This window comes from Faecalibaculum rodentium (assembly GCF_001564455.1).
Lineage (GTDB): Bacteria > Bacillota_I > Bacilli_A > Erysipelotrichales > Erysipelotrichaceae > Faecalibaculum > Faecalibaculum rodentium.
In genome coordinates this window covers 2,487,070-2,505,152 of sequence record NZ_CP011391.1, presented here as the reverse complement: position 1 = coordinate 2,505,152, position 18,083 = coordinate 2,487,070, and the positions used below count along the sequence as shown (strand labels likewise).

Annotated in this window: 17 protein-coding genes; 15 read left to right on the top strand and 2 right to left on the bottom strand. The window is 53.5% G+C overall.

Annotated features, from left to right (window positions below; translation table 11 throughout):
• Positions 1-18: 18 nt before the first annotated feature.
• Entirely contained in the window at positions 19-1,017 is a 999-nt protein-coding gene (locus aalo17_RS12170) for a ribose-phosphate diphosphokinase (protein ID WP_067559931.1), read from the top strand.
• A gap of 37 nt (positions 1,018-1,054) precedes the next feature.
• On the opposite strand, the gene aalo17_RS12165 is transcribed toward aalo17_RS12170, so the two are convergent.
• Positions 1,055-1,816: a TatD family hydrolase gene (locus aalo17_RS12165; protein WP_067559929.1), complete on the bottom strand. Its 762-nt coding sequence runs from the start codon at positions 1,814-1,816 to the stop codon at positions 1,055-1,057.
• 101 nt (positions 1,817-1,917) lie between these two features.
• Between aalo17_RS12165 and aalo17_RS12160 the strand changes: the two genes are divergently transcribed.
• The gene (locus tag aalo17_RS12160; protein WP_067559927.1) at positions 1,918-2,331 is read left to right on the top strand and encodes a DUF3284 domain-containing protein; all 414 of its coding nucleotides are present in this window, start codon (positions 1,918-1,920) and stop codon (positions 2,329-2,331) included.
• Positions 2,332-2,502: 171 nt separating this feature from the next.
• Here aalo17_RS12160 and aalo17_RS12155 read toward each other — a convergent pair whose 3' ends face one another.
• Positions 2,503-3,972 carry a glucosaminidase domain-containing protein gene (locus aalo17_RS12155; RefSeq protein ID WP_158507805.1) on the bottom strand — a complete coding sequence of 490 codons (1,470 nt, stop codon included), beginning with the start codon at positions 3,970-3,972 and terminating at the stop codon, positions 2,503-2,505.
• Between the two features lie 261 nt (positions 3,973-4,233).
• Between aalo17_RS12155 and prfA the strand changes: the two genes are divergently transcribed.
• From prfA to aalo17_RS12085, 13 genes are all read left to right on the top strand, one after another.
• The gene (gene prfA, locus aalo17_RS12150) at positions 4,234-5,310 is read left to right on the top strand and encodes a peptide chain release factor 1 (protein ID WP_067560300.1); all 1,077 of its coding nucleotides are present in this window, start codon (positions 4,234-4,236) and stop codon (positions 5,308-5,310) included.
• Positions 5,310-6,197 carry a peptide chain release factor N(5)-glutamine methyltransferase gene (gene prmC / locus aalo17_RS12145; protein ID WP_067559923.1) on the top strand — a complete coding sequence of 296 codons (888 nt, stop codon included), beginning with the start codon at positions 5,310-5,312 and terminating at the stop codon, positions 6,195-6,197. The genes prfA and prmC overlap by 1 nt, the downstream gene beginning before the upstream one ends.
• Positions 6,198-6,219: 22 nt before the next feature.
• Positions 6,220-7,089, top strand: a complete 870-nt coding sequence (gene map, locus aalo17_RS12140) for a type I methionyl aminopeptidase (protein WP_067559921.1) — start codon at positions 6,220-6,222, stop codon at positions 7,087-7,089.
• A 290-nt stretch (positions 7,090-7,379) separates the two neighbouring features.
• Complete coding sequence (locus tag aalo17_RS12135) at positions 7,380-8,609, top strand: aspartate aminotransferase family protein (RefSeq protein ID WP_067559919.1); 1,230 nt, start codon at positions 7,380-7,382, stop codon at positions 8,607-8,609.
• Positions 8,610-8,706: 97 nt separating this feature from the next.
• Positions 8,707-9,585, top strand: a complete 879-nt coding sequence (locus tag aalo17_RS12130; RefSeq protein WP_067560298.1) for a transporter substrate-binding domain-containing protein — start codon at positions 8,707-8,709, stop codon at positions 9,583-9,585.
• A 182-nt stretch (positions 9,586-9,767) separates the two neighbouring features.
• A complete protein-coding gene (locus aalo17_RS12125; RefSeq protein ID WP_067559917.1) occupies positions 9,768-10,520 on the top strand; it encodes an amino acid ABC transporter permease in 753 nt (250 codons plus the stop codon).
• A 13-nt stretch (positions 10,521-10,533) separates the two neighbouring features.
• On the top strand, positions 10,534-11,283 hold the full coding sequence (locus aalo17_RS12120; RefSeq protein WP_067559915.1) for an amino acid ABC transporter ATP-binding protein: 750 nt from the start codon (positions 10,534-10,536) through the stop codon (positions 11,281-11,283).
• Complete coding sequence (locus tag aalo17_RS12115) at positions 11,280-11,915, top strand: cytidylate kinase-like family protein (protein ID WP_067559913.1); 636 nt, start codon at positions 11,280-11,282, stop codon at positions 11,913-11,915. The genes aalo17_RS12120 and aalo17_RS12115 overlap by 4 nt, the downstream gene beginning before the upstream one ends.
• The gene (locus aalo17_RS12110; RefSeq protein WP_067559911.1) at positions 11,912-13,054 is read left to right on the top strand and encodes an iron-containing alcohol dehydrogenase family protein; all 1,143 of its coding nucleotides are present in this window, start codon (positions 11,912-11,914) and stop codon (positions 13,052-13,054) included. The genes aalo17_RS12115 and aalo17_RS12110 overlap by 4 nt, the downstream gene beginning before the upstream one ends.
• A 253-nt stretch (positions 13,055-13,307) precedes the next feature.
• Complete coding sequence (locus aalo17_RS12105) at positions 13,308-13,949, top strand: response regulator transcription factor (RefSeq protein WP_067559909.1); 642 nt, start codon at positions 13,308-13,310, stop codon at positions 13,947-13,949.
• A gap of 431 nt (positions 13,950-14,380) precedes the next feature.
• Positions 14,381-15,001: a sensor histidine kinase gene (locus tag aalo17_RS12095; RefSeq protein ID WP_145907733.1), complete on the top strand. Its 621-nt coding sequence runs from the start codon at positions 14,381-14,383 to the stop codon at positions 14,999-15,001.
• Positions 14,983-15,663, top strand: a complete 681-nt coding sequence (locus tag aalo17_RS12090) for an ABC transporter ATP-binding protein (protein ID WP_067559904.1) — start codon at positions 14,983-14,985, stop codon at positions 15,661-15,663. The genes aalo17_RS12095 and aalo17_RS12090 overlap by 19 nt, the downstream gene beginning before the upstream one ends.
• Complete coding sequence (locus tag aalo17_RS12085) at positions 15,650-18,061, top strand: ABC transporter permease family protein (protein WP_067559902.1); 2,412 nt, start codon at positions 15,650-15,652, stop codon at positions 18,059-18,061. The genes aalo17_RS12090 and aalo17_RS12085 overlap by 14 nt, the downstream gene beginning before the upstream one ends.
• The last annotated feature ends 22 nt before the right edge of the window (positions 18,062-18,083 follow it).

Genomic DNA, 18,083 nt, shown 5'->3' with positions numbered 1-18,083 from the left:
AGGAGTTCAGGAAATTTCATGGAAAACACAATTGTATTTGCACTCTCTTCCAGCAAGGAGCTGGCGAATCAGGTCTGCGAGATTCTGGGTCAGGAACCTGGCAAGGTCACGGTCAATCATTTCGCGGACGGTGAGATCCTGGTGGAGCTGGGGGAGTCTGTCCGCGGCAAGGATGTGTACTTCATACAGTCCACCAACAACCCGGTCAATGACAACCTCATGGAGCTGCTGATTGCCATTGATGCCGCCAAGCGTGCGTCCGCCCGGACCATCAATGCCGTGATTCCGTATTTCGGCTATGCCAGACAGGACCGGAAAGCCAAGCCCAGACAGCCAATCACATCCCGTCTGGTGGCCAGTCTGCTGGAACGTGCCGGGGCTGACCGGGTCATCACCATGGACCTGCATGCCACCCAGATCCAGGGATTCTTCGATGTACCGGCAGATGATATTACCACGCTGACGCTGGTGGGCGAATACCTGAAGGAAAAGGAATCCTCCCGGGATCTCGTGGTGGTTTCTCCCGACCACGGAGGCGTCGTGCGTGCCCGAAAGCTCGCCGAGCAGCTGGATGCACCCATTGCCATCATTGACAAGCGCCGTCCGAAACCCAATGTGGCGGAAGCCATGAACCTGATTGGCGATGTGAACGGCAAAACCGCCATCATCATTGACGACATGGTGGATACAGCCGGCACACTCACATCCGGCATCAAAATGCTGCGTGACAAGGGTGCACAGAAAGTCTATGCAGCCTGTGCACACGGCATTCTCTCCGGACCCGCCATTGACAGGCTGAAAGCCGCGGATCTGGAAGAGTTCATCTGCACGAACACCATTGACCAGACAGACAAGCGGGATCTTTACAAGGAAATGACTGTGATTTCCGTTGCGCCGCTGCTGGCTGCCACGATTCAGGCCATTGAAACCAATGCCCCGCTGTCCAAGGCGCTGAACTCTGCGGTGGAAGAATCCGAAGAGTCCATCAAGGAACTGTGTCACAAACATATCCACTGAAGGGATCCGGGCGCTGAATCATAAAAAAGCGGCAGGTTCAGGACTGCCGCGAAAAGAGTGAATCAAAGTTGTGACCGATCTGCGAGGTCAGATCCTTTTCCGGAAGGTTCTTGAGTTCGCAGATTTTTTTTGTGGTATACGCCACGTAAGCCGGTTCATTGCGGTGGCCGCGCATGGGGACGGGTGCCATATACGGGGCATCGGTTTCGGTCAGGATCCTGTCGGCGGGACAGGCCTGGACACAGGCAGGGGCGTGACGGGCGTTTTTGAACGTCACGGGACCGGCGAAGGAAATCAGGGAATTCAGCTTCAGGGCCTCCCGCATGGTTTCCGGGGAGCCGGAAAAACAGTGGAACACAATGGGGGTCCGGGCTTCCTGTCTGAGAAGATCCAGGGTCTCCTGGCTGGCGTCGCGCATATGAATCGCAATGGGAAGATCATAGTCATTGGCCATGCGGATCTGGCGTACAAAGAGATCTTTCTGTGTCTGTCTGTCAGGCTCGGGCCAGTGGTGATCCAGCCCGATTTCTCCCAGGACATCCACGTTGCCGGATTTCAGGGCTTCCTCCAGAAAGGCCAGCCGTTCTTCCGTGACCTCATCCGCATCCCCGGGATAAAACCCGAAGGCAATCCGGAAGCGGACAGGATCGCTGCTCCGGATGGGAACAGCCCGCAGATATTCCTCTTCGCTGGTACAGACGATCATCACCCGGCAGACGTCCTTCATGCGGGACAATACGCCTTCCAGGTCAGAATACAGTTCATCACAGGTGATGTGGCAGTGGCTGTCAGTATACATACAATTCCTCCCGCAGCGGGGCTGCTTCCGTCATGATACGGGGAAACCGGGGTGCAGGGCAATGGACTGACCACAGCTGCACACTGTCTGAAAGGAGATACATGAAAGATACCATCCAACTGAATGTCAGTGCCCAGGCACTGTTTGATGTCATGAAACGGTCCCTGGTGCTGGAAACCGGGGAGAAACACCCGAAACTCGCTCCGGGGTACAGCTGGTCAAAGAAGACCGGCAACCGCCGCACACGGGTGAAGCTGACGGACTGGAAAGAACCGTCGGCGTATGCAGCGCATTTTTCCACAGACGGCAAAGGACTGGATGTACGCTATGACCTGGAACCGCTGGGGCCTGACAGGGTGCAGGTGACGTACACGCACACCCTGGAGGGCAGCGGGTTCCTGATCCGCCGGCAGGAGAAAGCAGCGGTGAAGAAAGCACTGGAGCTGCTCCGGAATGTGGAGACAGTGCTGCTGGCGCAGGCGGCTCAGCAGAAAACCTCCGGCAATCAGGAGTAGACAGAGCTGCAGCCGGTCATCCTGCCTGCCGGCAGCCGGGCACACAGGCAGCCATCCGGATATGCAGACAACCCGGACAGTCTCGTGTTCATGACGGCGAGTTGTCCGGGTTTTTGAGTCCGCAGCGCCAGTCACTTCTGCCGCCAGGCACAGATCCCGACCGGGGAAAGTTCAGTTTTCTGCAGCAGAATCCGCTGCAGCTGCCCATTTCTCCGGAATCCAGACAATGTCTGTTTCCTCATAGGGGATCTCCACATCCACTTTGCCCTCCGACAGAGGTGCTTCGCTGCGCACCGGGAGATATCCGTCACGGGCTTCCCCGGTCTTCACCAGCATGGCAGGTCCCGCAAATACATACACGACGGATCCTCCGGGTCTGTCATAGACCGGTGTCTCTTCACTGCCATCGCGGGTGATCAGCTCAGGGGGCTCGAACCCCAGGCGATACAGGAAACTCGCCGCCTTTTCCCCCCAGTAGGGGTCAGAGGCGTACATGACATTGATCCCGGACCCTTTGTCTCCGAACCACGATCCGTGCCACACCTCATTGCCTGGATTGGCATACTTTTTCTGAAGCCAGTCCCAGGCATGAGACTGCACACATGCCAGCAAATCGGGATACCCGCTTGCAGCATCCGGGTTTTCATCCCCGGCCTCATGACCGAATACATTGTGCCGGTCCACCGCATATTCACTCTGCCCGGCACCGGACTCATTCATCGCCAGCGCGAACATCATCCGGGCATTCATCCAGTCCTCCTGCTGGACCTTTGAAAAGAGATCCGCCGCATCAAACAGCACAGACTGACCGGCCTCCAGCGGCCAGGTGTCCTCCGGTGATACCCCGCGGGTGATGCCCCGGGCAGCCAGTGCGGCATTGCCGTCAGCATTCGTCAGACTGGACAGCGTCCGGTGGGGTGTGAACTGCCAGGGATTGTACCAGGGTTCTTCATTCACGGCACGGCCGTCCCCCGTGCGCATGGCCTCTGACATGGTGTAGAAGTCTTTGTAGAACCAGTGCCCGTCATAGGAGAAGTAAAACACATCCGGGTCAATGAACGACGGACACGACCCGATGCTGTAGGCCAGAGGCTCCTGTCCGTCGAGTCCCGTCGAAACCTGATGCACCAGGGAGTCCTGATACCGGCTGTAACCCGAGAGACGGACGGTATCGCTGTAAAACCGGAGGGACACATCCTGTACATCCACCCACCCCGTCGTGCCTGCCATCTGGAACTTCACCTCCCGGCCATCACCGCTGGTCCCAAGATACAGACCATCCACACCATAGCTCCCGTTCAGATATCCCTGCTCCCCGTTCTCCATGGTGTACAGGGTGTTTTCCGTCACCGGCTTCCCCGAAAAATCCACCACCCCGCTGCGGATCGCCACCACCTTCCCGGATTCATTCTCGATACACGCCGGTGTATCCGGATCCAGGGCATTCAGCTTCGCCGCCGCAAGGCCATAGTGCTTCCAGGTCCCGATTTCCTTTGGATCCGCCGAATAGTCGATCACTGTGAACACGCCGTTTTCCGTCACCTTGAACCCCAGCCATACCGCCAGCAGAATCCCGGCAGCCACCGCCGCAATGACCACCGACCGTCTCGGCTTTCGTCTTCTTTGTATCTTTCTGCTCATTCCTTCATTATAGAGGACCGGCACCCGGATTTCCGGTTCTGTTCCTTTCCTGCCGATGGTTGCTGCGTGGTCCGCGACATCCAGAGAAGGCAGGTGCCGGCACTGTCCTTCGCGGGACACGGGCAGCAGGTGACCCGCAAGGCAACAAGGTGCTATCATAGGATAGGTTCAGACTGCCTGCGGGCAGCCTGTCACATTGGGATCCATGCAGGAATCCGCAACATAACAATGATCGCCTGCGGGCGGGAAAGGATGAATCAAATGGCGAAAATGGATGACCGTCTGGAAGGTCTTGAACAGCGATACAATGAAATTTCCGAACTGATGATGAGCCCCCAGGTGCTGGGTGACCGCAAGACCATGGCAAAACTGGGCCGCGAACAGAGCGAACTGACGCCCATCATCGATACATATCACGAATACAAAGAAGCAGTGGCGGCACTGGAAGATGCGAGGATCCTGGCGGCGGAAGACGACAGGGAAATCCGGGAGATGGCGCAGATGGAAATCGGGGAGCTGGAGCCGAAAATCCGGTCCTATCTCGATCACCTGGAGCTCCTGCTCGTACCCCGGGATCCCAACGACTCGCACAATGCGTTCATGGAAATCCGCGGTGCAGCCGGAGGTGACGAAGGCAACATTTTTGCGGGCGACCTGTACCGGATGTATGTGAAATACGCCGAAAGCAAGGGCTGGAAAGTGGAAGTCACGGATGCCGAGGATTCGGAAGCCGGCGGCTACTCCCTGATTGCCTTCAAGATCAGCGGCCAGGGTGTCTATGGGACACTGAAATTCGAAAGCGGCAGCCACCGGGTGCAAAGGGTGCCCAAGACCGAATCCCAGGGCCGTATCCAGACCTCCACGGCGACGGTGCTTGTCTATCCGGAACTCGATGAAGAGGATTTCGACATTGACATGAACGATCTGGAGATTGAAACCATGCGGGCGTCTGGTGCCGGCGGCCAGCATGTCAACAAGACAGACTCCGCGGTGCGCATTGTGCACAAGCCCACGGGCATCGTGGTGAAATGCCAGGACGGGCGGTCGCAGCACGAAAACCGTGCCACTGCCCTGGCGACCATTGCTGCGCGGGTCAAGGAAGAACACCAGCGGGAGCTGGATGAAAAAGCCGGCGCCGAGCGTCGGACGAAGATCGGGTCCGGGGACCGCGCGGAGAAGATCCGCACCTACAACTATCCGCAGAACCGCATCACCGACCACCGCATCGGCTACAGCGTCAATCAGCTGGACCGAATGATCGACGGGCGGCTGGAGGATCTGATGACGGCCCTGCAGACGGCGGACCAGCAGGCGAAGCTGGCCGGAGAAGCGCTTTGATGCGTTATGCCGACCTTCTCAGGGAAGGCCGAAAGAGGCTGCAGGAACATGGTGACCAGGCAGCGGGTCTGCTGCTGAATGAAATATGCCGGGGACATGACATCAATCTGTACATGGTGATGGAGGAACCCATGCCGGAGGATCTGCAGACGGAATACCTGGAGGGTGTGCATCGCATGGAACGCGGAGAGCCGCTGGATTATGTCCTGGGCTATACCCCGTTTTATGGCTATGATTTCCTGGTTTCTCCCGATGTCCTGATCCCGAGGCCGGAAACCGAGGAACTGGTGGCACTTGTGCTGCGGCTGTATGATGAGTACTTTCCGAAGCAAAAGGTGACTGTGTTTGATGTGGGAACCGGATCGGGAGCCATTGGCATTTCCCTGGCGCTGGAAGAACCTGATTTCACGGTGTATGCCAGCGACATCAGCGAACAGGCAGTCCGGCAGGCGGAAAAGAACCGGGACAGACTGCAGGTAGGTGTCAGCTTTCTGACCGGCAGCCTGCTGGAGCCCTACATCCAGGCGGGTCTGCACTGCGATATCCTTGTCTGCAATCCCCCTTATATTCCAAGCCAGGAACAGATTGAACGCTCGGTGCGGGACTTTGAACCCCATGTGGCGCTCTTCGGGGGTCCGGATGGACTGAAGTTTTATCGTGCACTCTTTGCGACGGCCCGCCAGGTGCTGAAGCCGGAGGCATTGATGGCATTTGAAATGGGGTGGAACCAGGGGCAGGCCCTGACGGATCTGGCCCATGAGTACTTCCCTGGAGCCGTGGCGCATATCGAGCAGGACATTAACGGGAAGGACCGGATGTTCTGGCTGCACATCGGTGCAGGGAATCCCGCTGGCGGTGAAGGACAGGTCAGGGATGAGAACGAATAAAGGAATGAGAGGCGGCAATCCGATGAAACTGGGAAAGAACAGCCCCTGCTGGTGTGGCTCGGGCAAGAAATACAAGCACTGTCACGAGAAGTTTGATGATACCATGGCGGTTCTCAAACTCCAGGGACAGCAGGTGCCGGGGCGTGAACTGATCAAGTCGGAGGAAGACATCCGATACATCAAAAAGGCGGCGAAAATCAACGATGCGGTGCTGGATCTGGTGGGGGAGAAAATCCATGCGGGGATGAGCACAGAGGAAATCGACAAACTGGTCTATGACTATACCACCAGCCACGGCGGGATTCCCGCCTGTCTGGGATATGAGGGATTTCCGAAGAGCTGCTGTACGAGCATCAACGAAGAGGTGTGCCACGGGATTCCGGACGAGAAGGTCATCCTGAAGGAAGGCGACATTGTCAATGTGGACTGCACGACGATCGTGCACGGCCACTATGCGGATGCGAGCCGGATGTTCTGCATTGGCGAGGTGAGTCCGGAAGCAAAACGGCTGGTGGATGTGACGAAAGAATGTCTCGAGGCAGGCATTGCGGCGGTCCGTCCCTGGGGTCATTTCGGGGACATTGGGGCGGCAATCCAGGAAGTGGCGCACAAAAACGGCTACAGCGTGGTGACGGATTTCTGCGGTCATGGAGTGGGCAACGATTTCCATGAGGAACCCTATGTGCATCATGTGGGGATCCGCGGCCGGGGAATGGTGATTGCACCGGGAATGGTGTTTACAATCGAACCCATGATCAACCAGGGAACCAGCCGGCTGTATATCGACGAAGACAACGACTGGACAGCCATTACCGAAGACGGAAAGCTGTCGGCACAGTGGGAGCATACCCTGCTGGTGACGGACAAAGGCGTGGAGATTCTGGCAAAATAGCCGCGTACCTGCGAATACAGAAGAAAAGGGCACAGGCCCTTTTTTCAAGCAATGCCGTTAGCGAAAAGAGGATCCGGCAGAAAATCTGCCTGATTCTTGAAAACGGTTTCACTCCCGGATGTCAATAATTTTCAGTATTTTCTGAAAAAATATGGAAATTTCTTTGACAGTGGAAGAATCGAATGCTAGAATCGGCTCATAAATACAGAACGACATGGCAAAGGCGTCAGAGAAGTGAACTTCCTGACGCCTTTTCGCGTTCGGAGGCTGTATTTGGAAGGAGAATTCCCATGAAACTTCAGGAGACCGGACACACAGCACAGGAGATCCGGGACCTCGCGTCAAAGTACATGATTGAAACCTATGAACGGTTCGATCTGCTGGCTGAAACCGCGAAGGACCAGTACATCTACGATGAGAAAGGGACACCTTATCTCGATTTCTATGCAGGGATCGCAGTGAATTCCGCCGGATCCTGTAACGACAAGGTGGTCAGGGCCGTCCAGGAACAGGCAGGTCAGCTGATGCATACCTTCAACTATCCCTACACGATTCCCCAGGCGCTGCTGGCAGAAAAGGTCTGCACCATTACCGGATTTGACAAGATTTTCTACCAGAACTCCGGGACGGAAGCCAATGAGGCCATGATCAAGATGGCCCGCAAATACGGCATCGAACACTATGGACCGAAGAAGTATAAAATCGTGACCGCTAAGATGGGATTCCATGGACGGACCTTCGGATCCATGTCTGCCACAGGACAGCCGGACAATGGCTGCCAGATCGGGTTTGGTCCCATGACGGATGGATTTGTCTATGCAGACTACAACGACCTGGAGTCCTTCAAGAATGCAGTGGATGACGACACGATTGCCATCATGGTGGAGCCTGTGCAGGGTGAAGGCGGTGTTCACCCCGCCACGAAGGAGTTTCTGCAGGGGCTGCGGGAATTCACGAAAGAAAAAGGCATCCTCCTTCTGCTGGATGAAGTGCAGACCGGATGGATGCGAACCGGGAAGCCGATGAGCTATATGAATTACGGCATTCAGCCGGATATCGTGTCCATGGCCAAGGCCCTGGGCGGAGGGATGCCCATAGGTGCGATCGTGACGACTGAGGAAATCGCAAAAGCGTTCACTCCAGGCAGTCACGGCACGACCTTTGGCGGGCATCCGGTATCATGCGCTGCAGCTCTGGCTGAAATTGAAGAACTGCAGGACCGGAAACTGGATGAAAATGCAGCAGAGATGGGTGCATACCTGATGGAACAGCTTGCCACGCTTCCCCATGTGAAGGATGTCCGCGGACAGGGACTTCTGGTTGGTGTGGAATTCGATGACTTCATTGATGCCGTGGATCTGAAACACAGGTGTGTTGACAAACATCTGCTGACGACAGCCATCGGCAAGTCGGTGATCCGCCTGGTGCCGCCGCTGATCATCACAAAGGAAGATGTGGACAAGGCTGTGGCCATTATGCGGGATGCACTGGAAGATATTGACAGGGAACAGGCTGCCTGAGACGGCTGGAAGAACATAAAGCTGGATAACAGAAATCCGGGACACAATACCGCGGAACATAAAGCGGGGAAAGAAGGAAAGAGACATGAAATCAGGTATGAAATTCAGAAAAATGATGATGGCAGCAGCGGCAGGCATGATGATCCTGGCAGGATGCGGTTCCTCCGGCGGTGAAGAGAAGAAAGCCGATTCCGGCAAGGAAGTGCTGAAGGTTGGCGTGGAATGTGCCTATCCGCCCTTCAACTGGACGCAGACAGAAGAGACCACAACGACGGGCAAGGAGGCAACACCGATTTACGGTACCAGTCAGTATGCCTATGGCTATGACGTGGCTGTGGCGCAGGAAATGGCCAAGGCACTGGACATGGACCTGGAGGTTCACAAATCCGAATGGGCTTCCATTACCCAGGGCCTGGATGCCGGTGACTACGATGTGATCATTTCCGGTATGGGCCGCACGGCGAAGCGGGAACAGAGCTACGACTTCACCGATCCCTACTACTATCGCACCAACTGTCTGGTGGTGAAGAAGGGATCCGGTCTGGAGGACGTGAAAGGACTTTCGGATCTGGCTGGCAAGAATGTCACGGTGACCACGCAGCTGGGTACCGGATGGGTCGATCTGCTGGATCAGATCCCCGACGCGACTCTGGGTGCCAACTATGAAACCACTTCCGAGTGCTTCATGGCAGTCAACAACGGTGTGGCTGATGTAGTCGTGGTGGATGAGCCCACAGCCAGGGCTGCACTGGCTACCAACCCGGATTTGGCAATCGTGACGCTGGATGAAAACGACAAGTTCAAGAACGACGAGGAAATGACCAACATCTGCATTGCGGTACGCAAGGGGGATGAAGAGACACTGAAGAAAATGGAAGAGAGTCTGAAAAAGATCGGCCTCACATCAAAGGAAGACATGGACAAGCTGATGGATGAGTCCTTCAAGGATGTGCCGGCCACTTCGATTAGCGGCTGAAGCCGCGTATCGAAGGCGCCGGCACAGGGTTTAGTCACAGTCTGCCGGGTGATGCGGATGTGGTGGCTGTCGCGGTATGGAGTCTGGGCGGGGTGATGAGTAGAAGCTTCGTTAGATGAAGGCTGAGGGACTCCTTCGGGAATGAAGAAAGACAGAGTACGTAAGAGATACAGGAGGTAATCATGGCACAGCCCACAAACTTGTTTGAATGGATGGTGTTCCTGTTCCAGGAATACGGAGAAATGTTCTGGCAGGGGACGCTGGTCACGTTGTACATCGCCATCGCGGGAACCATCATCGGGTTTGTTCTCGGGTTTGTGCTGGGTGTGCTCAGCGATCTGCAGGTCAGTCCCCACGATCCCTGGTACCGGCGGCTGCCGGTATGGATCTTGAAATGGATCGGGGACATCTACATCGAGATATTCCGGGATACTCCCATGATCGTGCAGGCCATGGTCATCTACTATGGCCTGCGCTCGGCAGGGATTGAGATCACCCCGGTGCCTGCGGCGATTCTGGTCACGGTGCTCAACACCGGCGCCTATATGTCGGAAACCGTCCGGGCAGGAATCAACTCCGTGGATCCTGGTCAGCGGGAAGGCGGCCTGGCGCTGGGGATGACGACGATGAAAATCATGGTGAAGGTCATTCTTCCCCAGGCTTTGCGGAACATCATCCCGGAAATGGCGAATATGTTCCTGACAAACCTGAAAATGACGTCTGTACTGAATGTCATCGGCGTGACGGAGCTGTTCATGGTGGCCAAAACCACCGGTGCGGTGTACTACAAATACTTTGAAGCCTACCTGTGCATTGCCCTGATCTACTTTGTCCTGTGTTTTGTGTTCAACCGGCTGTTCCTGCTGCTGGAGAAAAAGATGAAGGGCAAGGCGGATTATGCCCTGGCTGTGGAATATATGTCCGACGGGGAATAGAAAGGAGAACGGTATGAAAAAAGCGGCAGTATTGATTGTCAAGGACCTCTCCAAGAGTTTCGGAAGCCATGAGGTGCTGAAAAAGATCGACCTGGATGTGGCCCCGGGGGAGGTGATCTGCGTGCTGGGTTCCTCTGGTTCCGGCAAGTCCACTCTTTTGCGGTGCATCAATCACCTGGAGACACCGACTTCCGGCGAGATCCGGTTCCACGGCAATCCGGTACAGAAACACGCCCGTGCCTTGTCTGACTACCGCTCCCAGGTGGGAATGGTGTTTCAGTCCTTCAATCTGTTCAACAACATGACAGTTCTGGACAACTGCATGTCCGGGACCAGGAATGTCCTGAATCTCAGCAAAGAGGAGGCAAAAAAGAGGGCGATCGAACAGCTCAAAGCTGTGGGCATGGCGCCCTACATCCATGCGAAACCGGCGCAGCTTTCCGGTGGCCAGAAGCAGCGGGTGGCCATTGCCAGGGGACTGTGCATGGAGCCGGAGATCCTGCTCTTCGATGAGCCGACTTCAGCGCTGGATCCGGAGATGGTGCAGGGGGTCCTGACGGTCATGAAGGATCTGGCAAAATCCGGTCTGACGATGATCATTGTCACCCATGAAATGGCCTTTGCCCGGGATGTGGCGAGCCGGATCATCTTCATGGATCAGGGTTATGTGGCGGAGGATACCGATCCGGAATCCTTCTTCACGGCCCCTGCTACAGAAAGAGCCCGGGAGTTTCTGTCCCGGTACCGGGAGCAGCAGTCATGACAGGGCCGTTCACCATCACGTTCGCCCGGGGATTCGGGACCGGCGGCAAGGAAATCGCTTCCCGGGTTGCCAGAGAGCTGGGGATCCACTGTTACGAAAACCGGATCCTGACCCTGGCCAGTCAGCTGTCGGGTCTGGACCAGGAACTGTTTGTGGAGGTGGATGAAAAAATCCGCCAGCACAGCGGTTTCTCCGCCTTTCTGGCGGGACTGCCCCGCAGCCGGAAATACATCTCCCGGGAAGAACCTTTTTCCGGAGACGAGAAACTCTTTGAATACCAGAAGGAAATCATTGAGAACCTCAACGAGACAGAGTCCTGCTGCATCGTGGGCAAATGCGCCAATGACATCCTCCGTCACCGGGACAACGTGCTGTCTGTCTACATCGAAGCGCCGAGGGATTACTGCATACGGCGGACGATGGACAACATGCCGGTGAGCCGGGAAGTGGCGGAGGCAACGATCGAGAAAACGGATCGGTACCGGGCGGAGTACTACAGTTTCTATACCGGCGGAAAGTCCTGGACAGATCCTGTTGCCTACGACTTGACAATCAACAGTGCACGCATGGGCATCGAAGGCAGTGTGCAGCTGATCCTGGCTGCCCTGAAAATCAGGGGGTTCATTGAGTGAGCAGAGACGGAGATATCAAGACATTTTCCTGGCATGTGCCGGAAACCGTGGTGACGGGACCGGGGTCCATGAAGGAAACCGGAGGCCTGGTTCAGGGGGTCATGAAACATCCCCTGGTTGTCACGGGACCCCATCTGTTCCGGGCGGGAATCATTGCGCCAGTGCTGGAAAGCCTGGAAGAAGCAGGAATCGGGTATGCGGTGTTCCATGAAACGGAATCCGATCCTTCCATTGAGACAGTGGAGAAGATCAGGACCATGTATGAAAAGAATGCCTGTGATGGTCTGATTGCTGTGGGAGGCGGATCGGTGATGGATGCCGCCAAAGCTGCTGCGGTTCTGATTGGTGACGGAGGCCGTCTTCAGGATTATGAAGGAGCCGAAGCCAGGAAGATTTCCCCTTTGGAGATGACCCTGATGGCAGTGCCGGCCACAGCGGGGACCGGCAGTGAAGTGACTCCTTTTGCGGTGATCAGCGACGACCAGCGGCAGGTGAAGATGACAGTATCCTCTCCCTTCCTGATTCCGGAAATGGTGGTGCTGGATCCTGACCTGCTCAGCGGCGTTCCAGCTGGACTGGCTGCGGCAACAGGGATGGATGCACTCATTCACGCCCTGGAGGCTTATGTTTCCCGATATGGCAGTTTTCTCTCTGACGGGTTTGCGGCACAGGCTCTGGAGAAAATCGGTCACAGCCTGGTGAAGTTTGTCCGGACAGGGGATGCCGAAGCTGCACAGGAAATGCTGGAAGGATCCTTTCTGGCCGGCTGCGCCTTCTCCCTTTCCCGCCTGGGTCTGGTACATGCGCTGAGTCATCCGCTGTCGGCTCATTACGGGATTTCCCACGGAACAGCCAACGCCCTGCTGCTGCCTGCGGTGATCCGGTTCAATCAGGAAGCAGCAGGAGAGAAATACCGTCAGGCAGCTGATCTGCTGGGAGTGAAAGAGCAGACAGATCTGGCGGACTGGATCGAAGAACTCAACCGTCTTCTGGGAATTGAAATGAAATGGGAAATCAGAGAAGAGGATCTTCCAGTACTCGTCCGTGATGGTCTGATGTCCGGCAATGTACAGGCAAATCCGCGGCTGGCAGAGGAAAAGGATGCAGAGGATATCTACAAAACACTTATACCAGCCTGAAAGGCATCATTTTATCGGATTAAAAATATTAATATATGCACTTGAACCGTCGGAAATCTGGCGGTTTTTTCATATGATTGGGATATTCTTCCGTCATACAGGCGGAAATCCTGGTCTGCAATTTTTCTGAAAGGCAGATTTGCGAAAATGAAGAATGGGAAAATGAAAAAATCCGGGAGATATTCCGGAAAACTTAAAGGATAGTTGGAAGAATCACCACTGTATTTTATGATGAGTTAAGGAGATAAGAATTATGAGAATTTGCATTGTGGAGGACAACAGAGAACTGGCTTCTGTGATTCGGGAAGCCCTGAATCCGGAGGAGTGCCAAATCTGCTGTACCTGCAGACAGGGACTGGCAGAGTGTGAGAAGGGATGGGATCTTCTGCTTCTGGACGTGAGACTTCCAGATGGCAGCGGACTGGATATTGCCAGAGCCGCCAGGATTGTCAGCAATGTCCCGATTCTGTTTCTTTCCAGTGATGGAATGGAGACCACCATGCTGGAGGCTTTTGAATCCGGCTGTGATGACTATATCGTCAAGCCCGTCAGACTGGCGGTCCTCAGGAAAAAAGTAGAGGCCCTGCTTCACAGAAGCGGGTACAGATCTGCCCTGCATCTGGGAGAAACAGTCCTGTATCCAGATACGCATTGTCTGAAAAAAGACAGTCTGCAGCTTGATCTTTCAGGAACCGAAACCGCCATCCTCCGGCAGCTGATTCTGCATCCCTGTCAGGCCGAGACTTTGATGCGCGCTGTCCGGCAGACCACAGGACGCGACATTTCTCCGGAAACCTTCAGTTCCCGTCTGTCCACACTGAAAAAGAAACTGGAACCTTTTGATCTGAATATCATCGGAAGGAAAAATACCGGGTATCGTCTGGAGGAACGATGAAACGACATATCCTTATGACACTCTGGGTTGTGGTTCTTATATTGAGCTTTTTCTTTTGGGTTTATGGGATTGGCAGCCGGCTGTATTTGACAGCCATGGCACCGGATCCGGTTCAGGCGCTTTTTCATCTGGATTCTTCCATCCGGATATCTGCAATACAACAGGGATATGGGGATTATGCTTTCTGGAGAACTGTGAGTTCCCTGTTTGACGGCCGTTTTGTGATAACTGAAGTTATTCTGCTGACAGGTCTGATATCTGCAGCAGTCAGCTGCAGGCAACAGCGTAAGAAGAAGATGGATTGGCATCACGAATATACTGCTCTTCAGAAACGTGTAACGGAGCTGGAAGGACTGCTTCGAGCACAGGACAGAGATATGAAGGTTCGCAGGGAGGAGTAGGAAAATTTTGCTCATCAGCTCAAATCATCTTTGAACAGTCTGTCACTGCGACTGGAACTCGAAGGTTTGTATGAACCGGCTGAAGAATCTTTTGCACTGATGGATTCACAGCTGGACAAATTTATACAGTCTTCCCGAATTCATTACAATAATCGCCTTCTGGATATGAAGCTCTTTTCACTGAAGGAAGTGCTGGAACAGGACATACTGCCTTCACTTGATGGGTATAAAGTCCGGATTGTGACAAAGCTTGATCCTGGATGGCTGTATGGGGATTCCCGGATTCTGAGGGAAGGAGTGGAAACTCTTCTGGTCAACGCCTGCAGGAATTGCCAGCAGGTGCAGATAGCTCTTGTTGAGCAAGAGACAGGTCTGGAGTTAACAGTGAGCAATGAAACAAAAAGTGGGATTCTTCCCTCCATGAATCGATATGAAACGTCAGATGACAGTCACTATGGTATAGGACTGGATCTGGCAAGAACTGCAGCCAGACTTCACGGAGGGGATTTGTCACTTACGCTGGAAGATGGCCGATTTAATGCGCGATTGTTCTTGCCTGTGCATCCATGGGAATCCGATACTGCAATGTTTATGAAAGAGTCCTTTGATTCAATGAATTCGGAGGTAAAACCATGGAAGAATATGCCGTAAAAATCTGTGATATCCACAAGACCTGGAACATGAAAACGACGCCTGTCAATGCTTTGCAGGGTTGTTCTTTTAAAGTTGAGCCTGGGGAGTTTGTCACAATCATCGGGCGAAGCGGCTCCGGGAAATCTACATTGCTGCACTGTATAGCCGGACTGATTGCTCCAGAGGAAGGAACTGTTGAAATAGGTAAAACCATACTTACTGAAATGAATGAAGAACAGCGGTCTGATTTTCGCCTGTCTCATATAGGTTTGGTCTTCCAGTTCTATTCTCTGGTACAGGAACTGACAGTGGAAGAGAATCTGAGGCTTCCTTTCGAAGTCAATGGGAGCAGTCCTGATAAAGAGTTTCTTGAGGAGCTGAAGAGCAGACTGGATATCAAAAAGCTGGAGAACAAATATCCCCGTGAATGTTCGGGCGGTCAGCAGCAGCGGATTGCGATTGCCCGGGCACTCTCTGTGAAACCGGATCTGATCCTGGCGGACGAACCTACGGGGAACCTGGACTCCGAAAACTCTCGTAAGGTGTTCTCTTTGTTCCGGGAGTGTCAGAGAATGTTCAATCAGACTGTAATCATGGTCACTCATGACCTGGCGCTGGCCAAACAGGCAGACCGGATGCTGGTGATGGAGGATGGGAGAATTCAGAATGAGCAAATCTGAATTCCAGTACTTTTCACAAAATCGCTCTTTGAAGCTGCGCTTTTTTCTTATATTCCTTTGCGGATTCCTGTGCCTTACGACAGCTGTCGCTGTTCAGACCGGTCTGTGGAACAAAAGACTGGAGACTGCCAGGATGCAATATGGTCTGTGGCAGGGGGTGAGGATGGATATCAGTGTAAAAGACCGTCAGATTCTGAATTCCCATGAATTGCTGGAAGAAGTGGGAACTCAGGAAATATTCGGGTTGCTGGAAACGAATGGCCTGACATTTGTAACCGGCTGTGCTGATGGTGCCTTTTACAAATTGGCAAATTTCAGCCTCCTTCAAGGTAGATTACCGGAAAGAGGAGATGAAATCGCAGTGGAAAACTGGGTTCTTGACCGACTTGGAATGGCCTATGAGCCGGGGGAAACTATTACCGGAACAATTCAGGGAAGTCAGCGACAATTTACAGTGACAGGTATAATTAATAATTACACTACCTCCTGGATCAGTGGTGACAGTCAGCCAGCCATTTTCACAGGACCTGGATCGGGACTGAAATCTGTCAGGGATAATGTGTTTATCAGAGGTGAAAACTCTGAAGTAATAGATGATTTGAAACAGGCTATGCCGCTGCTGATTCGAAATGTACATGTAAAGGAATTGTGGGAACCTTTTGCACCGGAAAATGCTGCATGGTCCATGTTGATGGTATTTTCTCTGGGAGGGTCCGCTTTCCTGATTATGGTCGTCTTCCGTAAGTGGCTGAAAAGCCGCAGACATGATATTCAAGTACTGAAGGGATTGGGTGTGTCAGAACGAAAGATCCGAAAAGACCTGATCAGAACCATTATTCAGGCTGCCGGAACAGCTGCTCTGATTTCTCTGACAATCGCGACTTTGATGAACTGGCCGTTGCCGGTGATTCTGGGAACAGCAGGAGCTCTGATTCTGGAGATTCTGATCCTGTGCTGTCTGCTGGCCAAGGATGTCAAAGAGATTCCGGCAGTGGAAAATGCCAGTGGAGGAGACCTTCCGGAAACTCAAAGACACTGGAAGCCGATGAAACGGGTCACAGCTTTCCGTCTTGGTCTGCGATTTCTGGAAAGCCGGAACCGAAGCATAGCCGGAAATCTGATTGCTGCAGTCTTTCTGGCTGCGGTATTCTTCGGAACGACCCTGGCGTTGACAGAAACTTGGCAGTTACAAAAGTGGCTGCAGGAGAAGCCGGATTTCATTTTGTCTCTGGAGCCTGAAGGACTTCAGACTTTCAGAACAGATGACAGTCTGGAAAGAATAGCAGAAAAGCTGAAAGATGACAGTCGGTTTTCTCATGTGGAATCTGGTTTTGTCCAGATGTATGGATGGGCCATACCTGTTGAAGAAGGATCACTGCTGGAGCAGCTGCGTAATGATCCGACAATTTCCAACGAATCCCGGAACAGTCTGCTGTATCCATCGGAATTGATGGCAGAAGACTTGAGGAACTGGCAAATGGTTCCCATTATCAGTCGGGAAGATATAGACCTGACAGAAGTGGAAGGATTTGATGAGGAGCTCTGGAACAGCGGAGAGGGCATTATTCTGTATGCACCGGATGTCTCTATTTATGACGGCAAACTGTGGCTGGCTGATGATTTATCCAATTCAATAGAGGTAAAGAGTGAGGGAGGATATCGTTCTGGAGACACAATTCTGCTGCAGGATCCTTTCGGGAAAGAAGTAAAGACCAGAATTGCTGGCATTTTGCGAAAACCGCCTGAATGGATGAGATTTGATGAGATGATGGGACTGTCCATGGCTTATACAATATATGCTGCTCCGGATTTTTTTGAATATCCTGTGAATCGTCTGCACCTGACTCTTTCTGATGAGCAGAAAGACGAAGTTCAAGTGTCGGTCTCTGCCATAGCAGCCAGGGAAGCAGTGTATATGACCAATGAGAGGGCTATTAAACAGAGAGTGATGGACCTTCTTGACAGTCAGGAAACGCTTTTCGGTGTTTTGACAGCTGCTTTGTTCTTGTCCCTGAGTTTCTTTATCCTTTCTGCAACTGGAAGATTGCATAATCAGCTGGCAGACTGGAAACAATGTCTGATCCTGGCGGGTGCCCGATTGTCACAGGCTGACAAAGCGATTTGCTCTGTGTGGGGTTTGCTGCTGTTTTTGTTGGCGACCGGAATTTTACTGGCAGGTAACCTGGTTGAGGCGATTCACAGCCGATTTCCAACCAATGGAGATTTGCTGGGGAGTGTAATGCCTTTTCTCTTTGTCAACAATGAGGCTGTGGGAATCTATCAGCTCGATCACCAGATCAGCTTGTGGCTGCTTCCTGCAGTTCTGGGTATGACCGTAGTCTTGGCAATAGCCGGGTTCTGGGTTAACAGAAGAAATGAAAAGTTTTTGAAAGATTGATGCAATATTGTAGAGCCAGAAA